The sequence below is a fragment of the uncultured Shimia sp. genome (assembly GCF_947498095.1).
Classification (GTDB): Bacteria; Pseudomonadota; Alphaproteobacteria; order Rhodobacterales; family Rhodobacteraceae; genus Shimia.
Map to the genome: position 1 here is coordinate 355599 of NZ_CANMJE010000003.1, position 24957 is coordinate 380555.

Below are 24957 nucleotides of genomic sequence, written 5' to 3' on the forward strand. Positions count from 1 at the left end.
GAGAGAGGTTTAGCAGTACGAACAGGTATGCACAAGAAACTTGACACATATGTCGAGTTCGTGGACGCATATGTTTCAGATTTCGCATCCAGACAGGATTCGCCATGTGTGCTGAGACTTTGACCAAACCCCGCGGCCGCCGTCGCAATGCCAAAACCGCGCGCTCGGCCCAACCCGGTGCCAACGTTCATCTGAGGGTGCCGTTCATTTCGCGCAACGTTCCGACCTATGATCTTTTGAGCGAAGACAGCCTTGTAAAGATTGAAGCGACGGCGGATCGCATTCTTGCCGAGATTGGTATCGAGGTCCGCGAAGACCCTGAAGCGATGCGGCTATATCGCGAGGCAGGCGCCAAGGTGACTTCGGTGTCACAGGACGTTTGGAACGTCCGGTTTGAGCCGGGCATGGTGCGTGACATCCTGAAAACTGCACCTGCGCGCTTTACCCAACACGCCCGTAATCAAAAAAACTCGGTCGAAATTGGCGGTGATGCGATGGTCTTTGCGCCATCCTACGGATCGCCGTTCGTGATGGATATGGACAAGGGGCGGCGCTATGGGACGCTTGAGGATTTTGAGAACCTCGTAAAACTCGCGCAATCCTCACCCTGGCTGCACCATTCCGGCGGCACAATTTGTGAGCCGACGGATATTGCCGTCAACAAGCGCCATCTTGATATGGTTTACGCCCATATGCGCTATTCCGACCGGGCGTTTCTAGGATCCATCACGGCACCAGAACGCGCCCTAGACAGTATCGAGATGTGCCGCATCCTGTTCGGTACCGATTTTGTTGACCAGAACTGCGTGATCATGGGCAACTTTAACACCACCTCACCTTTGGTGTTGGATGGGGTCACCACTGCAGGCATTCGCGCTTATGCGGAAGCCGGGCAAGGTTCAATTCATTTGCCGTTTCTTTTGGGCGGCGCCGTGTCGCCATTAACCATGGCAGGGGCGGTTGCACAGTGCTTGGCGGAAACCATGGCTTCGGCGGCTCTGACGCAACTTGTTCGCCCCGGAGCCCCGGCCATCATCGCAGGTTTTTTGTCCTCAATGTCGCTGCGCTCTGGGTCTCCGACCTTTGGAACGCCCGAACCCGCATTGGGGTCACTCGTCATGGGGCAGCTCGCGCGCAGGCTGGACCTGCCTCTACGCTGTGCCGGAAACTTCTCGACGTCAAAATGCCCAGACGGGCAAGCCATGCAGCAGGCGATGATGTCTATGATGTCAGCCGTGCAGGGCGGGGCCAATTACATCCTGCACTCGGCTGGGTTCGTCGATGGGCTTTTGTCGATGTCCTATGAGAAATTTGTAATGGACACCGACCTGTGCGGAGCTTTGCACGCCTATCTGAACGGCATCGAAGTGACTGATGACGCACTGGGATTTGAGGCACTGGCGCAGAACGGCCCCGGCGAACACCTGTTTGGCACGGACCATACCCTGCGCCACTATGAAACCGCCTATTGGGATTCCGGCCTGAACGATGATCAGCCATTTGAAACCTGGGAAGAACAAGGCAGCATTGACTCAGCGCAGCGGGCGAACCAGCGTTGGAAAGAAACGCTGAACAGCTATGAGGCGCCAGCGTTGGACGAGGCCACGGATGAGGCACTCAAAGAGTTCATAGCGCGCAAAAAAGCGTCGATGCCAGACGCTTGGTACTGAGGAAAAGACAATGTCGAACGATCCGCTTTTGCAGCCGTATCAACTGAAACATCTGACTTTGCGCAATCGGATAATGACCACAAGCCACGAGCCGGCCTATCCAGAAGACGGTATGCCCAAGGAACGTTATGCCGCTTATCACGCCGAGCGGGCCAAGGCGGGGATCGCTCTGGCCATGACGGCAGGATCAGCGGCGGTTTCCAAAGACAGCCCGCCCGTTTTCAACAACATTCTGGCCTATCAGGATGAAGTTGTGCCGTGGATCCAGCAACTGACCGATGCGTGCCACGAACACGGCTGTGCTGTGATGATCCAGCTGACCCACCTCGGGCGCCGCACGAACTGGAACAAGGGTGATTGGCTGCCGTCGGTATCATCTTCCAAGCACCGCGAACCCGCGCACCGAGCATTTCCGAAACTGGCTGAAGACTGGGATATTGAACGCATCATCTCGGATTTTGCCGATGCAACCGAGCGTATGAAGGCGGGAGGCATGGATGGCGTGGAGTTGCAGGTCTACGGTCACTTGCTCGACCAATTCTGGTCTCCTCTGACCAATGACCTTGAGGGACCCTATGGCGGGCAGACGCTGGAAAGTCGATTGCAGTTTCCACTGGATGTCTTGAAAGCGATCCGCAAGCGGGTCGGGGACGAATTCATTGTCGGTCTGCGCTATACGGCGGACGAGGCGCAGGCAGGCGGCATCAGCCCCGAGGAAGGGATCGAGATTTCCAAACGGTTGGCAGATACCGGCATGGTCGACTTTTTGAACGTGATCCGTGGGCGCATTCACACAGACCCTGCAATGACGGATATCATTCCCGTGCAGGGTATGAAAAACGCACCGCATCTGGACTTTGCCGGAGAGGTGAAAAAGGCCACGGGCATGCCAACCTTTCATGCGGCGAAAATTCCCGATGTTGCCACGGCGCGCCATGCGGTTGCCTCAGGCCTTCTGGACATGGTTGGCATGACCCGCGCCCATATAGCGGACCCGCACATCGTGCGAAAAATCATCGAAGGGCGCGAAGATGACATTCGTCCGTGTGTCGGTGCAACCTATTGTCTGGACAGGATTTATCAGGCGGGTGAGGCCCTGTGCATGCACAATGCCGCGACGGGGCGCGAACTGACGATGCCGCACGAGGCAACGCCCGCAAAGACACGCCGCAAGGTGGTGATCGTTGGCGCGGGTCCCGCAGGGCTTGAGGCCGCACGTGTCGCCGCAGAGCGTGGCCATGATGTGACAGTGTTCGAAGCCCAGCCCGATCCTGGAGGGCAGGTACGTCTGACCGCACAGAACCCGCGCCGCCGCGAGATGATCTCGATCATCGACTGGCGCATGTCGCAATGTGCCGCACGGGATGTGGAGTTTCGGTTCAACACCTGGGCCGAGGCTGACGATATCACGGCACTGAACCCAGACGTGGTGATCGTTGCAACAGGCGGATTGCCCAATACGGAATTGTTCGAAAGCGGGCAGGAAAACGATCTGGTCGTCACGGCCTGGGACCTGATCTCGGGTGACGTCAAGCCCGGTCAAAACGTGCTGATCTATGACGAAAGTGGTGATCATCCCGGTCTGATGGCCGCTGAAACGGCGGCGAATGCCGGGTCAAGTGTCGAGGTGATGACCCCTGACCGGGTGTTTGCGCCGGATATCATGGGGATGAACCTCGTGCCCTATATGCGTGCACTGCAGGACAAGGACGTGACCTTTACCGTGACCCGCCGGTTGCTGGATGTGACGCGCGAGGGCAATTTGCTCAAGGCCCGGATCGGCACGGACTATAGCGATTTCACCTCAGAAAAGACCTATGATCAGGTCGTGGTGAACTATGGCACCTTGCCCCTTGCGGACCTCTATTTTGACCTTAAACCGCTGTCGTCCAATGAGGGCGCGGTGGACTATGACGCCTTGATCGAGGGGCGCAGCCAGACCGTCACGCGCAACCCGGACGGCACGTTTCAGCTGTTCCGCATCGGCGATGCGGTCAGTGCGCGTAACACCCACGCGGCGATTTATGACGCATTGCGACTGGTAAAGGATATCTGATGCGCATCGGGGTTCTGGGTACAGGCACAATTGCGACGGCTGTTGTGCATGGGATTGCGGATGACGGTCATAACATCACAGTTTCTGAGCGGTCTGCCGTGAATGCCACATCGCTCGCGGCGGCCTATGCGACGGTATCCATTGCGGACAATCAGGCCGTACTGGATCATTGCGACGTGGTGTTTCTGGGATTGATGGCAGAGACTGCTGGGCACCTCTTGCCCGATCTGACCTTTCGGTCTGACCACCGAGTGATTTCTTTCATGGCCGGAGCAAGCCTTGCACAGGTCACAGAATTGGTCGCGCCTGCCACTGCCGAGGCCGTCATGATGCCCTTTCCTGGCATCGCCCACGGCGGGTCGCCGATTTTGGCCCAGGGGAACACAGATCTGATCGAGATGATCTTTGGCGGCAAGAACAGTGTCTTTCCGGTTCGGGATGACAAGGAAATGTCGGCCTATCTTAGCGCGCAAGCCGTTCTGTCTCCCGTCGCGCGTATGGTCGAAACCGCGAGCACTTGGCTCGGCGATCGAGCAACCGCGCCAGAGCAAGGTGAGGCGTTTATGCGGGCGCTTGTGTCTTCATCACTTGAGCAGTCGAACTGCAGTGACCTGATCGAGGCACTGAACACGCCCGGCGGCTACAATCAACGGCTTCGCGTGCATATGGAAGACAGTGGTCAGAGGGCGGCGCTGACTAAAGGTCTTGATGATCTGGAGCGCGGGTCATGAGTTTTCGCCACATCTTTAATCCGGTGCAACTGCGTCACAAAACATTGGAAAACCGCATTGTTTTTGGTGCCCATACGACGAACATGGCGCAGGATGGTCTGCCCGGTGACCAGCATCTGGGCTATTACCGGGAACGCGCTCTTGGGGGCGCCGGGATGATCGTAGTTGAGCCGATGCCCGTCCACGCCGCGGCCGTATTGACGCGTGGCAATTTTCGCCATGACAGTGACGACGTGATCCCGCACTTCAAACGTATCACGCAAGCCTGTCAGGCCGAAGGTGCGGTGATGATCCAGCAACTTTATCACGTCGGTGCACATGGTGATTGGGACAACTCGTGGCACGCCAATTGGTCACCTTCGGGCGGGCCAAGCTATCACGACAATGACGGTAGCCACGCCATGAGCGTGGAAGAGATCGAAGAGTCGATTGAGGGCTTTGTTCAAGCGGCAATTCGTTGCCAAAAGGCAGGGTTTGATGGCGTTGAGGTCTGGGCCGCCTATCATTGTCTGCTGGACCAGTTCTGGACGCCGTTTTCCAACCAGCGCACGGATGATTGGGGTGGCAGCCTTGAAAACCGCACTCGTTTGTCTCGTGAGATCATGCGGCGCATCCGCTTGGCCTGTGGCGACGAGTTCATTGTCGGGCTGTCGGTCAATGACGACTCGGACAAAGAGGTGTGCCTGAGCCGTGATGAGATGGTCGAGATCGTCGGCTTGCACGACCGTGAAGGGCTAATGGACTATGTGACTGTCGGCGCAGGCAGCTATTTTGATTTCTACAAAATTCTGCCAAGCTTCCAGTATCCCGAGAACCTCGGGGCTGATCTGGCCTCGCGGCTGAAAAAGTCGGATCTTAGAGCGCTCGTGACGGCTGAGGCCAATATCCGAACGCCCGACAACGCCAACTCAGTGCTTGGGTCGGGACAGGCTGATCTTGTGTCGATCGTGCGTGGACAGATCGCCGATCCGCATCTTGTGACCAAGGCGCAAGAGGACCGGGCAGATGACATTCGCGGCTGTCTGAGCTGCAATCAGCAATGCTGGGGGAGGCGCGGACGCGATTACTATATCTCGTGCCTGGTCAATCCGTCCGCGGGGCATGAGTATCTTTGGGACGGGGACAGGTTCACCAAGGCACCATCGTCCAAATCCGTTCTGGTGGTCGGTGCGGGGCCTGCCGGTCTTGAAGCGGCCCGGGTGGCGGCCGAGCGTGGTCATCATGTGATCCTTGCCGAGGCTGCATCTGAGATTGGCGGGCAATTCCGGCTGGCCGGACTTCAGCCACGGCGTGCGCAGATCACCGATCTTATCCAATGGTTTGAACGCCAATTGGCGCAATTGGGCGTCGAGCTACGCCTGAACACCTATCTTGAAACCGAAGAAATTCTTGAGCTTCAATGTGATGCGGTTGTGCTGGCAACCGGAGCGCTTCCGGCTGGCACGGGCTTTCAAAAAGCCCTGCCGCATGTGCCTGAGATGCCCGGCGCATCTGGTGGCAATGTCTGGTCGGCCGAAGACGTCATGGGCCGTTCTGCCCGGCTGGGACGCGAAGTTGTCCTTCTGGACGAAGGCGGTCATTGGAAGGGTATCGGCACGGCGTGGCTCTTGGCTGAGCAGGGCCACGTCGTCACGATTGTCACGCCCGACGCCATGATCGCCAAGGAACTGGTGCGTTCGGCTACCGACTTTCCCGCCCGACAGACATTGGCAAAGCTGGGTACGCGTTTCACCACCGAAACTGTCATCACCTCTTGGTCGGATAGTGGCGCTGAAATCCAATCGCTTTTGACAGGCGAAAAGGATTTGCTACCTGCGCAATCGCTGGTTTTGGCGACGGGCAATCGGGCAGATCCGTCGTTGGCTGATGATTTGAGAGATCAAGGGCACACACCGATCGTGATTGGCGATGCAGACGCCCCAAGGTTGGCTGCGGCGGCAATCTTTGAAGGCCGCCGCGCCGGACTAGCGCTCTAAATCAGGCAAAAGCCTGCAAACCGGTCTGAGCCCGGCCCAGGATCAGGGCATGCACGTCATGTGTCCCTTCATATGTGTTCACGGTCTCAAGATTCACCATATGACGGATTACACCAAAAGATTGGCTGATGCCGTTGCCGCCGTGCATGTCGCGCGCCATCCGCGCAATATCCAAAGCTTTCCCGCAGTTGTTGCGCTTGATAATCGACACCATTTCGGGTGCGGCGCTGGCCTCATCCATAAGGCGACCCACACGCAAGGCAGCCTGAAGGCCCAGCGAGATCTCAGTTTGCATATTGGCCAGTTTTAGCTGGAACAGCTGGGTGTTGGCCAAGGGGCGGCCGAACTGCTTGCGATCCAGGCCATACTGGCGCGCCGCGTGCCAGCAGTATTCTGCGGCCCCCATCGCGCCCCATGCGATCCCAAATCGCGCGCGGTTCAGACAGCCAAACGGGCCTTTCAGACCGGCGACATTCGGCAGCAAGGCATCTTCGCCGACCTCAACATTCTCCATGACGATTTCACCGGTGATTGAGGCGCGCAACGACAATTTGCCTTCGATCTTCGGGGCGCTCAGGCCTTTCATACCCTTTTCAAGGACGAAACCTTTGATCTTGCCGTCATGCGCGTCGGACTTGGCCCAAACCACAAAAACATCCGCAATCGGCGAGTTTGAAATCCACATCTTGGCGCCGTTTAGCACGTAACCGCCTTCAGTCTTTTTTGCGGTGGTTTTCATCGAGCCAGGGTCAGACCCCGCATCAGGTTCGGTCAGACCAAAACATCCGATCAAACTGCCATCGGAAAGGCCGGGCAGGTATTTTTGACGTTGCTCGTCGGTGCCGTAGGCATAAATCGGATACATCACGAGGCTGGATTGCACCGACATCATCGAGCGGTACCCGGAGTCAACGCGCTCAACTTCGCGCGCGACCAGCCCATAGGTCACATAGCCAGCGCCAAGCCCGCCGTATTCCTCGGGGATCGTGGTGCCCAACAGGCCCATCTGACCCATTTCGCGAAAGATTTCGGGATCGGTTTCTTCCTTGTCAAACGCGTCCGTGACCCGTGGTTGAAGTTTTTCCTGCGCATAGGCCATGGCCGAGTCGCGGATCATGCGCTCGTCTTCTTCAAGCTGGCTTTCCAGCAGGAAAGGGTCTTCCCAGTTGAACGATGACAGGTCCGGGCGGGATTGCGGGGCGAGGTCACGCGACATGATGTGGTCCTTTCAGTCGGTTCTTGGACGGGCTCTGTCGGCGGTGATGGCAGAAAAAGCCGTGTGTTTGTAGTCTTTTATCTCGAACATCAGAGCAGCCAGCAAGCAGCAAGCGCTGGCACAAGATGCGTTGACGACATTAACTAGCTTGCAAAACTGCCAGAAAAAATCGAATTTCTGGTATAAGAACATTCTGAAAGGGAATGATTTGCAAGCGACGCGCAGATTAACTCCGCCAATGTCCACGCTCATCGCCTTTGAGGCGGTGGCGCGATTGGGGTCGGTGACAGAGGCCGCGGGCGAACTCAATCTGACGCAAAGCGCGGTCAGTCGGCAGATTCAAAAACTTGAGGACCAACTGGGTAGCCAGTTGTTCGAGCGGCAGCGTAAAAGGCTGTTTCTGACAGCGCATGGCGCGCGCTATGTTTCCGAAATTCGAGCAGCCCTCAATCAGATCAACAACGCCACGATGGCCTTGCGCACCAATCCGGACGGCGGCTCAGTCAACCTCGCCATCCTGCCCAGCTTGGGCACGCATTGGCTGGCGCCGCGTTTGCCGGACTTTTTTGCCTCCAATCCGGGGATCACGTTGAACATGTCGACACGGATTGAGCCCTTTGACTTTGCCTATGAGTCCTTTCATGCCGCGCTGCACTATGGGCGTTTGGCCTGGCCCGGCACCGAAAGCATGAAGCTTTTGGACGAACAGATGGTGGCGGTCGCCTCGCCAAAGCTAATTCAGGTTAATGGGATGCAGGATTTGCCGCGCCTGTCTCTGCAGACACGCGCCTATGCCTGGGAGGAATGGTCGAAGGACAACGGTTGGGGGGACGCGACGCAACCAGCAATGGTGTTTGACCAGTTCGCAACCATGATGCGCGCGGCGCAGTCGGGTTTGGGGGTGGCGTTGATGCCGGACTATCTGGTGGATGACGAGATCGCGCGGGGGACTTTGGTTGAATTGCCGGAAACTCTACGAGTTCGAATGGGGGCGTATTTGTTGGTTTGGCCAGAAGGAACCGGCGACTACCCGGCGCTTGCGGCGTTACGCCGATGGCTGGAAACGCAAACCTAAACAGGCGGTCGCCCAAAGCTTCAGGCTTGAAATTTTAAGCTTGAAATAAATTAAGAGTCCTCATAGGATTTGAGGATGCTTTCTGCGTCTTGGCCTTGGCGTTTTATGGGATGTGGAAAGATTTGCGCCGACAATTGATCGTGCGATTGAAGAGTTTGGGAAAAAGGGTGAGCCATGCGCAAGGACGTGACGCATTTCAAATGTGATATTGAAGACGGGATCGCTGTGGTGGCTCTCGACCGACCTGATCGCAAGAACCCACTGACCTTTGAAAGCTATGCAGAACTGCGAGATTGGTTCCGGGATTTGCATTATGACGATGAGGTCAAGGCCGTGGTCTTTGCGTCAAACGGCGGCAATTTTAGCTCGGGCGGGGATGTGCATGACATCATCGGCCCCTTGACCAAGATGAGCATGAAAGAGCTTTTGACCTTTACGCGCATGACCGGTGATCTGGTCAAGGCAATGGTGAATTGCGGCAAACCGATCATTGCCGCGGTGGATGGTGTCTGTGCCGGGGCGGGAGCGATCATTTCGATGGCGTCCGATTTGCGCGTCGCGACCCCCGAAGCGAAAACGGCTTTCCTGTTCAACCGCGTCGGGCTGGCGGGATGTGATATGGGCGCTTGTGCCATTCTTCCGCGGATCATCGGGCAGGGACGTGCGGCAGAACTGTTGTATCTCGGGCGGGCCATGACCGGCGAAGAGGGCCATGCATGGGGCTATTTCAACCGGCTGGTGTCGGCAGACTATTTGATGGGTGAGGCCATGAAACTGGCGCGCCGCATCGCGGATGGACCGGGCTTTGCCAACATGATGACCAAGACGATGCTGGCCCAGGAGTGGTGCATGTCGATTGAGCAGGCCATCGAGGCCGAAGCGCAGGCCCAGGCGATCTGTATGCAAGGCCAGGATTTCCACCGCGCCTATCATGCGTTTGTGGCCAAAGAAAAACCGGTGTTCGAAGGCGATTGAACCGGGCCGGGGGCCAGCCCCCGGACCCCCGAAGTATTTTGACCAAAATGAAGAATGGAATGAAGCATGGCCGACAAGACGTTCCTGAACTGGCCCTTTTTTGAACCGCGGCACCGGGCGATCTCGGAGGCCCTTGAGGGTTGGGCAGACAGTAATCTGCACGCGATTGATCATTCTGACACCGACGCGGCCTGTCGCGACTTGGTTGCAAAACTGGGAGCGGCTGGGTTTCTGCAGCATTCTGCCGTTGACCCAGCAACAGGTGGCAATCTGGATGTGCGCACGCTGTGCCTGATCCGGGAAACCTTGGCCCGGCATGATGGTCTGGCAGATTTTGCCTTTGCGATGCAGGGGTTGGGAACCGGCGCGATCTCATTGTTTGGCACGGACGCACAGAAACGCGAATGGCTGGATCAAACGCGCGTGGGCAAGGCGATTTCCGCCTTTGCATTGACCGAACCGCAATCAGGCTCAGACGTCGCCAATTCGACCATGACGGCGACGTTGGATGGGGATGATTTTATCCTGAACGGCGAGAAAACATGGATTTCGAATGGCGGCATCGCGGATGTCTACACGGTCTTTGCCCGAACCGGAGAGGCCCCCGGTGCCAAGGGCTTGTCGGCCTTCGTCGTGCCTGCGGATCTACCTGGATTTGAGGTGGTTGAGCGGCTTGAAACGATTGCCCCGCATCCTCTGGCAACATTACGTTTTACCGATTGCCGGATCCCCGCCAGTGCACTGATTGGGGCGCGGGGTGATGGGTTCAAAATTGCCATGTCGGTGCTGGACGTTTTTCGGTCAACCGTGGCCGCGGCGGCGTTGGGTTTTGCACGTCGCGCTTTGGATGAGGCCTTGGACCGGGTGACACAGCGCGAGGTTCAGGGCGCTCCTTTGTTCGATCTGCAGATGGTTCAAGGACATATCGCGGATATGGCGCTGGATGTGGATGCGGCGGCGCTGTTGGTCTATCGCGCGGCCTGGACCAAGGATTCCGGCGCCCTCCGCATCACTCGCGAGGCTGCGATGGCGAAGCTGTTCGCCACCGATCAGGCGCAAAAGGTGATCGACAAGGCGGTACAACTGCACGGTGGTGACGGGGTTAAATCCGGCGAAACGGTTGAGCGGCTTTATCGCGAAATCCGCGCGCTCAGAATTTACGAAGGCGCCTCGGATGTCCAGCGCGTGGTGATAGCGCGGCAAGCGCTGGGCAATCGGTGACGTGAGCAGGGGAGGGGAAGACATGCTGGGCAGTTCTGCACACGAGGATAGTTTCGCACGGGACAACCTTCCTGCCTTGGACACATGGCCGGACCTTTTGCTTGAGGGGTTTGACTATCCGGATCGCCTGAATGCCGCGGTGGAACTGACCGATGCGATGGTCGCGCGTGGATTTGGCGACAACACGGCACTGATCGGGAATGGCCGGCGCCGGACGTACAAAGAACTGGCGGATTGGACAAATCGGCTGGCGCATGTGCTGGTCGACGATCTCAAAGTGAAACCCGGCAATCGGGTGCTGATCCGATCGGCCAACAACCCGGCGATGGTCGCGTGCTGGCTGGCTGCAACCAAAGTTGGGGCCGTTGTGGTGAATACCATGCCGATGTTGCGCGCAGCAGAACTGGCCAAATACGTGGCCAAGGCTGAAATTAGCCACGCTTTGTGCGACACACGCCTGATGGACGAAATGACCGCCTGTGCCAAGGGCAGCAAAACGCTGACCACGGTTGTGGGGTTCGACGGAACCGCCAATCACGACGCCGAGTTGGACCGGTTGGCGCTGGAGAAATCAGTGACCTTTGAAGCGGTGCAAACCAGTCAGGATGATGTCGCTCTGATCGGTTTCACCAGTGGCAGCACGGGTGAGCCAAAGGGAACCATGCATTTTCACCGTGATCTTTTGGTCATTGCCGATGGCTATGCTCAAGAGGTGCTTGGCGTTAGCCCTGACGATGTGTTTGTTGGCTCTCCACCATTGGCCTTTACCTTTGGGTTGGGTGGGCTTGCGATCTTTCCCTTGCGGTTTGGCGCGGCGGCCACGTTGCTGGAACAGGCGACGCCGCCCAACATGATTGAGATCATCGAAAAATTTAAGGCAACTGTCTGTTTTACGGCGCCTACGGCCTATCGCGCGATGTTGGCCGCGATGGACGCGGGCGCGGACCTGTCCAGTCTGCGTGCGGCGGTATCAGCCGGAGAGACACTGCCGGCGCCGGTTTATGAGCAGTGGATTGAGAAGACGGGCAAACCGATGCTGGACGGGATCGGGGCAACTGAAATGCTGCACATCTTTCTGACCAACCGCTTTGAAGATCATCGCCCGGCCTGTACCGGCAAGCCTGTTACGGGCTACGAGGCTAAGATTGTGGGCGAGGATGGAGCAGAGTTGCCACGTGGCGAAGTCGGGCGCCTTGCCGTGCGTGGGCCAACAGGATGTCGCTATCTCGGTGGCGAAAAGCAACAGGCTTACGTGCTGGATGGCTGGAACCTTTCTGGCGATGCCTTCTCTCAGGATGCCGAGGGGTACTTCCATTTTGCCGCGCGCAACGATGATATGATTATCTCGGCGGGCTACAACATCGCCGGGCCCGAGGTTGAGGCGGCGATGCTGGCGCATGAGGCGGTATCCGAGTGCGCGGTGATCGGTGTGCCGGACGAGGCCCGCGGCGCAATTGTTGAGGCTCATGTTGTGCTGAACACCGGATCCGAAGCCTCGGACTTGATGGCCAAGGTGCTGCAAGATCATGTGAAACAGGCGATTGCGCCATACAAATATCCACGGTCCGTCGTTTTCCGCGAGACCCTGCCCAAAACCGAAACGGGCAAAATCCAACGTTTTAGATTGAGAGACGACGCATGAGTGATCAGGCCTATAACCCCGGTAGCGATGGCGCAAAGATGTCATTTAAGGACGCGATGTCTTATGGTGACTACCTGCATCTTGATGCGTTACTGGACCAGCAGCACCCGCAATCTGATGCCCATGATGAATTGCTCTTTGTCATCCAGCACCAAACCAGCGAATTGTGGATGAAGCTGGCAATCCATGAAATGGCGGCAGCGCGAGATGCGCTAAAATCCGGTGACATGGCGCATATGTTTAAGATGCTGGCGCGGGTTAGTCGCATCTTTGAGCAGCTCAACAATGCATGGGACGTGTTGCGCACCATGACTCCCGCGGATTACACGCGGTTTCGCGAAGCGCTGGGGCCATCGTCGGGCTTCCAGTCCTACCAATACCGCATGATCGAATACGTTTTGGGCAATCGAAATCCCAACATGTTGAAGCCTCATGAACATATGCCCGAAGTCCACCAGATGTTGGCCGACGAACTGACGCGACCCAGTTTCTACGACGAAGTGGTGCGTTTCTTGTTTCGCACCTTGGACGGGACCGAAGACAATCTGCCCGCGCCTCAGTTAGTGACGCCGCACCAAGCAGATCCTGAAATTCAGGCCCGCTGGAAGGAGGTTTATGAGAATGTTGATACCCATTGGAAACTCTACGAGCTGGGAGAAAAGCTTGTCGACCTCGAGGATTACTTCCGGCGCTGGCGCTTTAATCACGTCACGACCGTTGAGCGGGTCATCGGCTTTAAGCGGGGTACGGGTGGTACGTCAGGCGTGCAGTATCTCAGAAAGATGTTGAGCGTCGAACTGTTCCCCGAGCTGTGGCATCTGCGCGGCGAACTCTAGAGCAAGAAACCGAAATCAGACCAACTTGCCCGACGTGGGCAGGATGGCATTAAGAAAGGCAGAGACATGGGCCTCACACAAATTCACCCCGAGGGATGGGCGCCTGCATTGGGGTATGCCAATGGCATGCTGGCCGAGGATGGCACGCTGCACGTCGGGGGCCAGATTGGCTGGGATGAAAACAAAGAATTCGTCTCGGACGATTTCATCGGACAGATGGAGCAGGTGCTGCGTAACATCGTGGCAATCGTGGAAGCCGCGGGCGGTGAAGTGACGGACATCGCGCGGCTGACTTGGTTCGTAAAAGACAAGCAAGAGTATCTGGCGCGCCAGCGAGAAGTCGGACAAGCCTATCGGAACGTGATGGGTCGGCATTTTCCGGCCATGTCGATGCTTGTCATCAAGGAATTGATCGAAGATCGTGCGTTGATCGAAATCGAAGCCACAGCGCATATTTCCAAATAGTTTTAAGGCCTTTTGAGAGGGAGAACTAAGCGTTTCGTGACGCTGTTTTGGCTGTGCGAAGTCTGCCCCTATTCCCGCCCGTCCGTCTCTGTGCCATTATCAAATATTCCAAGATAGAGAATATCGACTGTTTGGATTTTCAATAAATGGATCCGTTGGTAGAGTCCTATCTTGTTTGAAATGCGCACGGATCGGAGGTCCTTGATGGCTGTTCGCCACGAAATTCGCTTTATGCTGAATGACCGGGACGTTTCTGTCTCGGACCTTGGGGCGTCAAACACGCTCTTGGACTTCCTGCGCCTCGATCAGCGGCTGACCGGCACGAAAGAAGGTTGTGCCGAAGGAGATTGCGGCGCCTGCACCGTCTTGGTCGGGCGGTTGCATGACGGCGAATTGCGCTATGAGGCCGTGAACGCCTGCATCCGGTTCTTGGCGTCTGTTGATGGATGTCACGTTGTCACTGTCGAGCATCTGCGTGGCGCAGATGGCGGGTTGCATCCAGTGCAACAGGCCATGGTTGACGAACACGGCAGCCAGTGTGGGTTCTGCACGCCCGGTTTTGTGATGTCGCTTTATGCGCTGTGGATGCAGGTGCCTGAACCAACTGAGTTACAGGTTGAAACCGCGCTTCAGGGCAACCTTTGCCGCTGCACAGGCTATTCGCCGATCATTCGCGCGGCCCACGCGATCAGCCGCCACGGCACGCCTGCTTCGGATTTTCTGATGCAAGAGCGCAAGGCCGTGACCACGAAACTGGCCGCCTTCGATGACGGCGCGCGGGTCGAAGTCGGACCAGACGACAATCGCGCGATTATTCCCGCTTCGGTCGCGGATCTGGCCGACGTGCTCACGGTCACTCCTGACGCGACGATTGTCGCCGGTGCTACGGATGTTGGCCTCTGGGTGACCAAGTTTCTGCGCCCCATTGGGCCTGCCGTATTCATCGGCCTGATTGATGGCTTGAAACGCATTGAGACCAAGGCGGATGGCATTCATCTGGGCGCTGGTGTCAGCTATTCCGAGGCCGAAGAGACATTGACCAAAGCCTTTCCGCATCTCGCCGACTACTGGTCGCGTATCGCGGGTTGGCAGGTGCGCAACATGGGCACGATTGGCGGCAATATCGCCAATGGCTCTCCTATCGGCGATACACCTCCGGTTCTGATCGCACTAGATGCGTCGATCATCTTGCGCTGCGGCGACAGCCAGCGGGTTGTGCCTCTCGCAGACTTCTTTGTCGACTACGGCAAACAGGATCGCGAGGCAGGAGATTTTGTTGAGGCGATCCATATCCCGACCTCAACTGAGGATTGGCGCCATGCGGCCTACAAGATTTCCAAACGCCGGGACGAAGACATCTCGTCGGTCGCGGCCGGGTTCGCGGTCAAAGTAGACAACAACGTAATCACCGAGGCCCGTCTGGCCTTTGGCGGCATGGCGGCGACACCCAAACGTGCAGCGGCTGCCGAAGCTGCCCTGGTTGGACTGGCCTTTGATGCAACTAGCTTTGAGACCGCTGCCAAGGCGCTCGCAAAGGATTTTTCACCGCTCACCGATTGGCGGGCAAGCGCAGACTATCGTCTGAAAGTGGCACAGAATCTTCTGAAACGCTTCTGGCTGGAACAAAGCGGCTCGGCAGAAGCCGTACGCCTCAGCGCGTGAGAGGAGAAGCAGAGATGACCACCGCAAGCACCATAAAAGGCGCCGTCAACACCGACCTGCGCCACGACAGCGCGACCAAACACGTGTCCGGCCGTGCGGAATACACCGATGACATTCCTGAACCGGCAGGTACGCTGCACGCCTATCTGGGCGTGTCCAATGTTGCCCATGCCACGTTGAACGGGGTTTATCTGGAAGCCGTTCGCAGCGCCGCCGGTGTGGTGGGCGTGCTGACGGCGGCTGACATTCCCGGTGTCAACGATGTGAGCCCGACCGGCCGCCATGACGAACCTGTGTTTCCGACCGAAAAGATCGAGTTCCACGGTCAACCGCTGTTTGCCGTTGTCGCCGATACCCGCGACAATGCCCGTCGCGCGGCGGAACTGGCCAAAGTGGATTGCGATGTGCTGCCCCATGCGTTGGACCCCATTGCCGCGCAAGATGCAGGCTATCCCCATATCACCGACAATCTGACCTTGGCGCGAGGCGATGCCGCAGGCGCGATGCCCAAGGCGCAACATCGCATTGCCGGGCGCATGGAGATTGGCGGTCAGGATCACATGTATCTGGAAGGCCATATTGCCTTTGCCATTCCGGGCGAAGATGACGATGTGATCGTGCATTGCTCAACCCAACACCCCTCTGAGGCACAGCATATGGTGGCCCACGTTCTGGGCGTGCCTTCGAACGCTGTAGTCGTGAACGTACGCCGTATGGGCGGCGGGTTTGGTGGTAAGGAAAGCCAGATGAACCTGTTCTGCGCTGTTGCTGCGATGGCCGCAAAGAAGTGGAACGTGCCGGTGAAAATTCGCCCCGACCGTGATCAGGACATGACCGCGACGGGCAAACGCCATGACTTTGTCGTTGATTACGAAGTTGGGTTTGACAATGACGGTCGCATCGAAGCCGTCAAAGGCGATTTTGCGGCCCGTTGCGGCTGGAGTTCGGACCTATCCGGCCCCGTCACCGATCGCGCGCTGTTTCATGCGGATAACGCCTATTTCTATCCGAATGTGAAACTCGTCAGCCAACCGATGAAGACCAACACGGTGTCAAACACCGCGTTTCGGGGCTTTGGTGGCCCGCAGGGGGTGGTGGCGGCTGAACGTATGATCGAAGAGATCGCCTATGCGCTGGGCAAGGACCCGTTAGAGGTGCGCAAAGCCAACTTCTATGGCGGAAAAGGGCGTGATCTGACACCATATCACCAAGAGGTTGAAGACAATATTCTCGACCGCCTGATTGGTGAGTTGGAGCAAAACTCAGACTATCAGGCGCGGCGCAAAGCCATCATCGCGCACAACGCCAAGGGCGGCATCATCCGCAAGGGGATTGCCCTGACGCCTGTCAAGTTCGGCATCTCGTTCACCGCCACATGGTACAATCAGGCAGGCGCCTTGGTGCATGTTTACAATGATGGGTCTATCCATCTGAACCACGGTGGCACTGAGATGGGACAGGGGTTGAACACCAAGGTGGCTCAGGTCGTTGCAGATGCCTTTCAGGTGGACTTTGACACCATCAAGATCACGAAGACCACGACTGAAAAGGTACCGAACACCTCGGCCACAGCGGCGTCGAGCGGTTCAGACCTCAATGGAATGGCAGCTTTGAATGCCTGCGACCAGATCAGGGAACGTCTGATCGCCTTCGCGGTTGAAAACTGGGGTGTTGCCGCGGATCAGGTCGCGTTCCTGCCCAATCAGGTTCAGGTTGGCGATCAGGTTTTTGCCTTTGGCGACTTTATCAAGCAAGCCTATATGGCACGCGTTCAGCTGTCGGCGGCCGGGTTCTACAAAACGCCTAAGATTCATTGGGATCGTGCGGCAGGCAAGGGCCGCCCGTTTTATTACTTTGCTTATGGCGCGGCCTGCTCTGAGGTCAGCATTGATACACTCACCGGAGAATACCGCGTTGACCGTACTGATATCCTGCATGACGTCGGCAGATCGTTGAATCCGATCCTCGACAAGGGCCAAGTTGAGGGTGCCTTCATTCAAGGCATGGGATGGTTGACCACAGAAGAGCTGTGGTGGGACGACAAGGGCGCGTTGCGAACACATGCGCCCTCAACCTACAAGATCCCGCTCGCCTCGGATCGCCCGCGCATTTTCAATGTGGACCTTGCCGATTGGTCCGAAAACCGCGAGCTGACCATCAAACGCTCCAAGGCCGTAGGTGAACCGCCCTTTATGCTGGGCATCGCCGTGCTCGAGGCGCTGTCGATGGCGGTGGCGTCTGTTGCGGATTACAAGGAATGCCCGCGTCTGGACGCCCCGGCGACGCCTGAACGTGTATTGATGGCCGTTGAACGGCTGCAAGGGGACTGACCTGATGGCCACCTGTGACTTCATCACCTTCCTGTCGCGGCATGACCGTATTGTGGAAGTGTGCCTGACCGACGTCCGGGGATCTTCTCCGCGCGAGGCAGGCACGATGATGTATGTCGCACCGGGCGGAATTTACGGCACCATTGGCGGTGGTCAGCTGGAATACATGGTCATTGATCACGCCCGCGCCATGCTGAAGCGTGGGGATATCAAGGGCGACATGGATGTGCCGTTGGGGCCCGAGATCGGCCAATGTTGCGGGGGGCGTGTCCAGGTTTCGTTGAAGCTCATGGGGGCGGCGGACCGGGCCGTCTCTCAAGCCGGCATCGAGACCGAAGACAAAGCCCTGCCGCATGTCTATGTGATGGGGGCAGGGCATGTGGGGCGTGCGTTGGCGGATCTCTTCCAGCACATGCCGGTGAAATGTATCCTGATCGACCAAAGGGCCGAAGAGCTGGGTCTGTCCGGTGCCAAGGTGGAAACCCGCCTGACGCCACTGCCCGAGGCAGACATCGCCAATGCCCCCGCGGGTAGCGCCTTTATCGTGCTAACCCACGATCACGCCCTTGATTTTCTGTTGTCATCCGCTGCGCTTGAGCGCGGGGATGCGGCCTATGTCGGGCTGATCGGCTCAAAAACCAAACGCGCCAAGTTCAAGAACTGGTGCAAAACCGAATGCGATGGCCTGTCCATCGACACACTAATCTGCCCCATCGGGGCAGGCGGTAGCCGCGACAAGCGGCCGTCCGTGATTGCCGCGCAAGTCGTGGCCGAAGTGATCACGGCATTGACCTCTGAACCTGCCGAAACCAGCGCCCCTTTGGGGGCAATTGAACCGCCTGAGGAGGGCGATCCAATGGTGAGGCAGAAGACATCCCGAAAGGACCGTGTCTGAGCCTCATCCAGTAACTGGAGGAGGTCCGTCATGACGGAGTTAAGTTACACCTACAAGCTGTTTCATCGCAGCGATTTCAGCGCGTTTTGGGCGCTGTTTACTGACAACCTGATCAACCTGATGGTTTTGGCCGGGGTGTGTCAGTTCGTATTTGGCATGCCAGCCGAGATCGTGTTTGGACGCATTGTTCCGGGCGCGGCGGTGGCCATTCTGGCCGGTATCGCGGTTTACGTGATGTTGGCCAAACGCGCCGCTGCACAACACGGGCGGGACGTGACCGCGTTGCCGTATGGCATCTCGACGCCGGTGATGTTCGTCTATCTTTTTGGCGTAATCGGACCGATCTACTGGGCGACAAATGACCCGGTTCTGGCGTGGCAGGTCGGGATTGGCGCCGGGTTCATGGGCGGTATCGTTGCGGCCTTTGGCGCCATCGTCGGCCCGTTTCTGAAACGGGTCACGCCGCGCGCAGGCATGTTGGGAACGCTCTGTGGCATTGCACTTGTTTTCATCGGGACGGTGCCACTGGCCACCATCTTTGAAGATCCGTTCATTGGTTTTGCTTCATTGATTATCATCCTCTGGGGCCTGGTTGGCCGGTTCAAACTGCCCTTCAACATTCCTGCAGGCCTTTTGGCGCTGATTATCGGGACCGTGGTGGCGCTTTTGACAGGCAAAGCGTCTGTTGGCTTTGAGGGCGTTGGTGTCTACTTGCCAATGCCATACTTTGGCGACCTAATCGCGGGCATCCAGCACCTCTTTGCCAACCCGGAACTGTTCTTGGTTCTGGTGCCGGTGCAGATCTACAACTTCATCGAAACCATGAACAACGTGGAAAGCGCCGAAGCCGCTGGCGATCATTATCCGGTGGCAACCTGTCAGGTGGTCGATGGGGCGGGCACGATGATTGGCGCGCTGTTTGGTTCACCCTTCCCGACAACCGCATACATCGGTCACCCGGCCTATAAGCGCATGGGCGCTCATTCAGGCTATATCATCGGTGTGGGGATCGTGATCCCGCTGGCGGCGTTCTTTGGGCTTCTAGCCTTTCTCAACAACCTGATCCCCGTGGCCGCCGCCGCGCCGGTTCTGGTGTTTGTCGCACTCAGCCTGATCACCAACACGGCGCATTCGGTGAAAACCGATCACATGGCTGCCGTGACACTGGCGATGATGCCGCATGTCTCGGCGTTCCTGATGATCAAATGGGGATCATTGATGAACGCCCTTGGCGCCACGGGAGTCGAAGGCTTACCCCGCTTGGGTGATGAGGCCCTGACCGCAGCCCTGCTGCAGCAGGGCGCGCATTTCCAGGGGCATCTGGCGCTGTCTCAGGGTGCGATCATCACCGGCCTTGTCTGGGGCGCGATTGTGGCTTCGGTCATTGACGGCAAATTCAAAAACGCCGGGGGCTTTGCACTGGCGGGCGCAGTGATGTCATCCATAGGCATCGTGCATTCCGCCAGCCTGCAGCTGCCCACACTGGATGGTGTAACGGCAGGCTATCTGATCGCCGCAGGCTTCCTGTTCATCTATCCGATGTTCCACAAGGACGATGAGTTGGAAAACCCGAACGTCGTCGTTGAGGAAGTTCCTGCTTAGTAATCCCCGATTGCCTTTGAACGTGTCTGTGGGCGGCATCCTTCGCCCACGGACGGCCCTATTTTAACCGGATGACCAAGATGACTGTTTCTGGACCCAAAAAACTGCTGCGCGGACGCGTGTTGAACTTTCACGCAGAACCCGTGGATGAAAACGACACGGATGCCTATGACTATTTCGAAGATGGTGCGTTGGTCGTTTCTGGCGGCAAGATCGAGGCCATTGGCGACTATGAAACGTTAAGGCAGCCCGGCTCGGTCGAAGTCGATCACCGCCCGCATTTTCTGATGGCTGGCTTCATCGACACCCACATCCATTTCCCGCAAGTGCAGGTCATTGCGAGTTGGGGTGACCAACTTTTGGACTGGCTGAACAACTACACCTTCCCCGAAGAGACACGCTTTGCCGATCACGGCCACGCCGCTGATATGGCGAGGGCGTTTTTTGATATTCTCACTGGCCACGGCACGACCACGGCGATGTCGTTTTGTTCGGTGCATGCGGGCTCAGCTGAGGCCTATTTCACCGAGGCCGCCCGACGCAACATGTGTATGGTCGGCGGCAAGGTCATGATGGACCGAAACGCGCCCGACGGGCTGCGTGATACGCCGCAATCGGGGTATGACGACAGCAAAGCTTTGATTCAGCGCTGGCATGGACAGGGCAGGGCGCAATATGCGATTTCCCCGCGTTTCGCGATCACGTCGACTCATGAACAGATGGAGATGGCAGGGGCTTTGGCGTCCGAGCATCCAGAGTGTTTCATCCAGACACACCTGTCTGAGAACAAGGATGAAATCGCCTATACCAAATCGCTCTATCCAGAGGCCCGTGATTATCTTGATGTCTACGAACGTTATGGGTTGGTGGGGCCAAAGAGTTTTCTTGGTCATGCTATCCATCTGGAAGAACGTGAGATCGCAAGTATCGCGGAACGTGGAGCCCACCCGGTGTTTTGCCCGACATCCAACCTGTTCTTAGGCAGTGGTCTGTTTGATGACGGGGGGCTGCGCGCCGAAGGAATAGGCAACGCAATTGCCACGGACATCGGTGCAGGCACCAGCTATTCCATGCTGCAAACCCTGAATGAAGGCTACAAAATCCTGCAGTTGCAGGGGCAAAAACTGCACCCTTTGCGCGCCTTTCATTGGATCACCCGAGGCAACGCTGCCTCGTTGGGGATGGAAGACCGTATCGGCACGCTGCACGCCGGATCAGACGCCGATATTGTTGTGTTGAATGCCTCCGCGACCGAGGCGACAGCCTTGCGATCCAAGCGCGCCGAAACCTTGTCGGAAGAGTTGTTCATCCTCCAAATCATGGGAGATGATCGCGCGGTTGAACAGGTCTATGTGGCGGGCCAGGCGCAAAAGTCCGGTACGCGACCTGAAGCGGCCATTCTGCGATCCGCCTGAGGCGCTAATCTTCGGAGTTGGGGGTATCTGCCCCCAGCCCGCGCGACAACTCTTGCGCGGCCTCACTTACCAAGGCTGCCACCTCGGGTATCCGGTCAGTTGTTAGGCGGCTGACCGGTCCGGACACCGAAATGCCTGCAACTGCCTCTCCGTAGAAATTCACGATAGGTGCCGCGACACAGCGCATCCCCAGGTTTTTCTCTTCATCATCGACCGCATAACCCAGCGTCCGAGCCTTTGCCATCTCGGCGCGAATGGTGTCCGGATCACTGAGAGTTTTGTCGGTGAAGCGTGTAAGCTGCTGCTCTCGGAGAAACCGGTCCATGCGACGTTCAGGAAACAAGCTTAGCAGGGCTTTGCCAATCCCGGATGCGTGCATCTGCGATTGGGTGCCGGGTGGAAAAAACGCCCGGATGGATTCATGCGTTTCAACCTGGCTGACAAACATCACTCGATTGTCTTTTTCAATGCCAAGGTTGGCGGTCTCACCCGTTGCCTCCACCAGTTTTCGCATCACGGGGCGGGCGCGCTCGACCACGCTCGACCGACGCAGGAAAGCCGACCCCAACCGGAAGGACACCGGACCAATATGCCACTCTTGCGTCTGTGGGTCGGTCTCAACAAAGCCGCGGGCCGATAGCGTGGACAAAACGCGGTACATGGTTGCCGGGGACTGGTCCAGCTCATCCGCCAGTTCTGACAAGGTCAGCCCCGAATGCATGCCAAGCGTTTCCAGCACGACCAACGCGCGATCCAGTGACTGAATCGGGTTTGTCGAGGCTTCCGAATTGAACGCCTTGGGGCGTCCTTTCTTGCGAAGGGGAGGTTGCATTTTTGGCCTCATTCACGGTTGGAAAGACAATTTCTTGAATACTTTGAAAATCAAATTCACACAATGAAAAAACATAAATATATGAAAAAAAACGATAATACTGCTTTTTTATGTAAATGAAAAACGTTTTCAAAAAAATTTACCTTAGGAAGTTGAAAACCTAAAGTCTTCGAGACATTCCTAAAAGGAGGCCATCATGAGCTTTCAGAATCCTGTTTTTATCCCCGGCCCGACCAACATGCCCGAAGCGCTGCGTCGCGCGGCTGATATGCCGACGCTTGATCACCGCTCGTCGCTGTTTGCCGACATTCTGCATCCCGCCCTTGACGGCGTGAAGCAAGTTTTGAAAACCACAAGCGCTGAAGTGTTCGTGTTTCCATCGACCGGGACCGGTGGATGGGAAACCGCACTGACAAACACATTGTCTGCTGGTGACAAGGTTCTGGCAGCCCGCAATGGCATGTTCAGCCACCGCTGGATCGACATGTGCACGCGCCACGGTCTGGACATGCAGGTCGTCGGGGCCGAGTGGGGTGCGGGCGTTCCGCTGGACCGCTACGAAGAGATTCTGCGCGCCGACAAGAACCACGACATCAAGGTTGTACTTGCCACGCATAACGAAACGGCGACGGGCGTTAAGAGCGACATTGCCGGTGTGCGCCGCGCACTGGACGCAGCAAGTCATCCGGCACTGCTGTATTTGGATGGCGTATCGTCGATTGGATCGATGGATTTCCGCATGGATGAATGGGGCGTCGACATTGCAGTCACCGGCTCGCAAAAAGGTTTCATGCTGCCTGCAGGACTGGCCATCGTGGCGTTCTCGCCCAAGGCCGTTGCCCTGACCGAAACTGCTCAGTTGCCGCGCACGTTCTTTGACATTCGTGACATGCGTGCAGGCTATGCCAATAACGCGTATCCCTACACCCCTGCCGTCGGGCTGTTGAACGGTCTGAAACTGGCCACCGAGATGCTTTTGGACGAGGGGCTAGAGAATGTCTTTGCCCGGCACAACCGCATCGCCAGCGGTGTGCGCGCCGCGGTGGAGGCTTGGGACCTGTCGCTCTGCGCCCAGTCCCCCGACCTCTACTCTGACAGTGTCAGCGCTATCCTTACCCCACAGGGGTTCAACGCAACCGATATCGTGACCCATGCCTCTGAGGTTTACGGCGTCGCCTTTGGTGTCGGCCTTGGCGAAGTAGCGGGCAAAGTGTTCCGCATCGGACACTTGGGATCGCTGACCGATGTGATGGCGCTTTCGGGCATTGCGACGGCTGAGATGTGCATGGTCGATCTGGGGCTGGATATCCAGCTTGGCTCGGGCGTTGCCGCTGCTCAGAACCTCTATCGCCAGTCCACCGGACATCCGATCAAAGCGGCTGCATGATGAAGGATCTGAGTACTATGACCCTGCCTACCTTTCAGGACATGTTGGACGCTCACAAGCGGATTGCCCCGCATGTCCGTCGCACGCCGGTGATGACCAGCGACTATCTCAATGATCTGACCGGCGCGGATCTGTACTTCAAGTGCGAGAACTTCCAAGAGGCCGGCGCGTTTAAAGTGCGCGGTGCGTCCAACGCCGTCTTTGGTCTGAGCGAGGCTGAGGCAGAAAAAGGCGTGTGCACACATTCTTCGGGCAATCACGCGCTGTCGCTGTCTTACGCGGCAGGTCGCCGTGGCATCCCGTGCAACGTGGTCATGCCGCGCACCGCTCCGCAGGCCAAGAAAGATGCTGTGCGTCGCTACGGCGGCACGATCACGGAATGTGAACCGTCCACGTCGTCGCGCGAGGCCGTGTTCGCTGAGGTACAGGCCGCGACCGGGGGCGACTTTGTGCATCCCTACAACGATCCGCGCGTTATCGCAGGGCAGGGCACCTGTTCGGCTGAGCTTCATGAACAAACCGGCGGTCTGGACGCAGTTATCGCACCAATCGGTGGCGGTGGTATGATCTCAGGCACCTGCCTGACGCTGTCGAACATCGCGCCCGGTACAGAGATTTTTGCAGCTGAACCCGAGCAAGCGGACGATGCCTATCGGAGCTTCAAGGCAGGACACATCATCGCCGATGATGCGCCGGTGACGGTGGCGGATGGGCTGAAAGTTCCGCTCAAGGAAAATACCTGGCACTTTGTGTCTAACCACGTGACCGACATCCTGACCGCCTCTGAAGAGGACATCGTCGAAGCGATGAAGATCACATGGAAGTATCTGCGCGTCGTCATGGAACCTTCCAGCGCCTTGCCGTTGGCAACAATTCTCAAAAACAAAGACACCTTCGCGGGCAAGCGTGTGGGCGTCATCATCACCGGTGGCAATGTCGACCTCGACGCGCTGCCGTGGATGAAAAGCTGA

At 57.5% G+C, this 24957-nt stretch carries 19 protein-coding genes; 17 read left to right on the forward strand and 2 right to left on the reverse strand.

The window, feature by feature from the left end; translation table 11 throughout:
* The first annotated feature begins 104 nt into the window (after window positions 1-104).
* The 4 genes from Q0932_RS07920 to Q0932_RS07935 are packed head-to-tail and all read left to right on the forward strand — an operon-like array spanning window position 105 to window position 6433.
* Entirely contained in the window at window positions 105-1670 is a 1566-nt protein-coding gene (locus Q0932_RS07920) for a trimethylamine methyltransferase family protein (RefSeq protein WP_299351136.1), read from the forward strand.
* A gap of 10 nt (window positions 1671-1680) precedes the next feature.
* Complete coding sequence (locus tag Q0932_RS07925) at window positions 1681-3726, forward strand: NADH:flavin oxidoreductase (RefSeq protein ID WP_299351138.1); 2046 nt, start codon at window positions 1681-1683, stop codon at window positions 3724-3726.
* Complete coding sequence (locus Q0932_RS07930) at window positions 3726-4457, forward strand: NAD(P)-binding domain-containing protein (RefSeq protein WP_299351140.1); 732 nt, start codon at window positions 3726-3728, stop codon at window positions 4455-4457. Before Q0932_RS07925 ends, Q0932_RS07930 begins: the two co-directional genes overlap by 1 nt.
* Entirely contained in the window at window positions 4454-6433 is a 1980-nt protein-coding gene (locus tag Q0932_RS07935) for an FAD-dependent oxidoreductase (RefSeq protein ID WP_299351142.1), read from the forward strand. The genes Q0932_RS07930 and Q0932_RS07935 overlap by 4 nt, the downstream gene beginning before the upstream one ends.
* A 1-nt stretch (window position 6434) precedes the next feature.
* Here Q0932_RS07935 and Q0932_RS07940 read toward each other — a convergent pair whose 3' ends face one another.
* Complete coding sequence (locus Q0932_RS07940; protein WP_299351144.1) at window positions 6435-7649, reverse strand: acyl-CoA dehydrogenase; 1215 nt, start codon at window positions 7647-7649, stop codon at window positions 6435-6437.
* Window positions 7650-7887: 238 nt separating this feature from the next.
* Between Q0932_RS07940 and Q0932_RS07945 the strand changes: the two genes are divergently transcribed.
* From Q0932_RS07945 to guaD, 11 genes are all read left to right on the forward strand, one after another.
* Entirely contained in the window at window positions 7888-8724 is an 837-nt protein-coding gene (locus Q0932_RS07945; RefSeq protein ID WP_299351146.1) for a LysR family transcriptional regulator, read from the forward strand.
* A 174-nt stretch (window positions 8725-8898) separates the two neighbouring features.
* Window positions 8899-9699, forward strand: coding sequence for an enoyl-CoA hydratase family protein (locus tag Q0932_RS07950; RefSeq protein ID WP_299351148.1), 801 nt, complete (start codon window positions 8899-8901; stop codon window positions 9697-9699).
* Window positions 9700-9765: 66 nt separating this feature from the next.
* Window positions 9766-10920, forward strand: coding sequence for an acyl-CoA dehydrogenase family protein (locus Q0932_RS07955; RefSeq protein WP_299351150.1), 1155 nt, complete (start codon window positions 9766-9768; stop codon window positions 10918-10920).
* Window positions 10921-10942: 22 nt separating this feature from the next.
* A complete protein-coding gene (locus Q0932_RS07960; RefSeq protein ID WP_299351152.1) occupies window positions 10943-12562 on the forward strand; it encodes an AMP-binding protein in 1620 nt (539 codons plus the stop codon).
* A complete protein-coding gene (gene kynA, locus Q0932_RS07965; RefSeq protein ID WP_299351154.1) occupies window positions 12559-13398 on the forward strand; it encodes a tryptophan 2,3-dioxygenase in 840 nt (279 codons plus the stop codon). The genes Q0932_RS07960 and kynA overlap by 4 nt, the downstream gene beginning before the upstream one ends.
* 66 nt (window positions 13399-13464) lie before the next feature.
* Complete coding sequence (locus tag Q0932_RS07970) at window positions 13465-13863, forward strand: RidA family protein (RefSeq protein WP_299351156.1); 399 nt, start codon at window positions 13465-13467, stop codon at window positions 13861-13863.
* A 204-nt stretch (window positions 13864-14067) separates the two neighbouring features.
* Window positions 14068-15525, forward strand: a complete 1458-nt coding sequence (xdhA, locus tag Q0932_RS07975; RefSeq protein ID WP_299351158.1) for a xanthine dehydrogenase small subunit — start codon at window positions 14068-14070, stop codon at window positions 15523-15525.
* Window positions 15526-15539: 14 nt separating this feature from the next.
* Complete coding sequence (gene xdhB, locus Q0932_RS07980; protein WP_299351160.1) at window positions 15540-17855, forward strand: xanthine dehydrogenase molybdopterin binding subunit; 2316 nt, start codon at window positions 15540-15542, stop codon at window positions 17853-17855.
* A gap of 4 nt (window positions 17856-17859) precedes the next feature.
* Window positions 17860-18750, forward strand: a complete 891-nt coding sequence (gene xdhC, locus Q0932_RS07985) for a xanthine dehydrogenase accessory protein XdhC (protein WP_299351162.1) — start codon at window positions 17860-17862, stop codon at window positions 18748-18750.
* Window positions 18751-18780: 30 nt separating this feature from the next.
* A complete protein-coding gene (locus Q0932_RS07990) occupies window positions 18781-20352 on the forward strand; it encodes a xanthine/uracil/vitamin C permease (protein WP_299351164.1) in 1572 nt (523 codons plus the stop codon).
* An 80-nt stretch (window positions 20353-20432) separates the two neighbouring features.
* A complete protein-coding gene (gene guaD, locus Q0932_RS07995) occupies window positions 20433-21767 on the forward strand; it encodes a guanine deaminase (protein ID WP_299351166.1) in 1335 nt (444 codons plus the stop codon).
* A gap of 4 nt (window positions 21768-21771) precedes the next feature.
* Here the strand turns inward: guaD and bhcR are convergent, their stop codons facing one another.
* A complete protein-coding gene (bhcR, locus tag Q0932_RS08000) occupies window positions 21772-22599 on the reverse strand; it encodes an HTH-type transcriptional regulator BhcR (protein ID WP_299351168.1) in 828 nt (275 codons plus the stop codon).
* Between the two features lie 196 nt (window positions 22600-22795).
* Between bhcR and bhcA the strand changes: the two genes are divergently transcribed.
* Together bhcA and bhcB are read left to right on the forward strand one after the other, a co-directional pair.
* Complete coding sequence (gene bhcA / locus Q0932_RS08005; protein ID WP_299351170.1) at window positions 22796-23986, forward strand: L-aspartate--glyoxylate aminotransferase BhcA; 1191 nt, start codon at window positions 22796-22798, stop codon at window positions 23984-23986.
* Window positions 23986-24957: a beta-hydroxyaspartate dehydratase BhcB gene (bhcB, locus tag Q0932_RS08010; protein WP_299351458.1), complete on the forward strand. Its 972-nt coding sequence runs from the start codon at window positions 23986-23988 to the stop codon at window positions 24955-24957. The genes bhcA and bhcB overlap by 1 nt, the downstream gene beginning before the upstream one ends.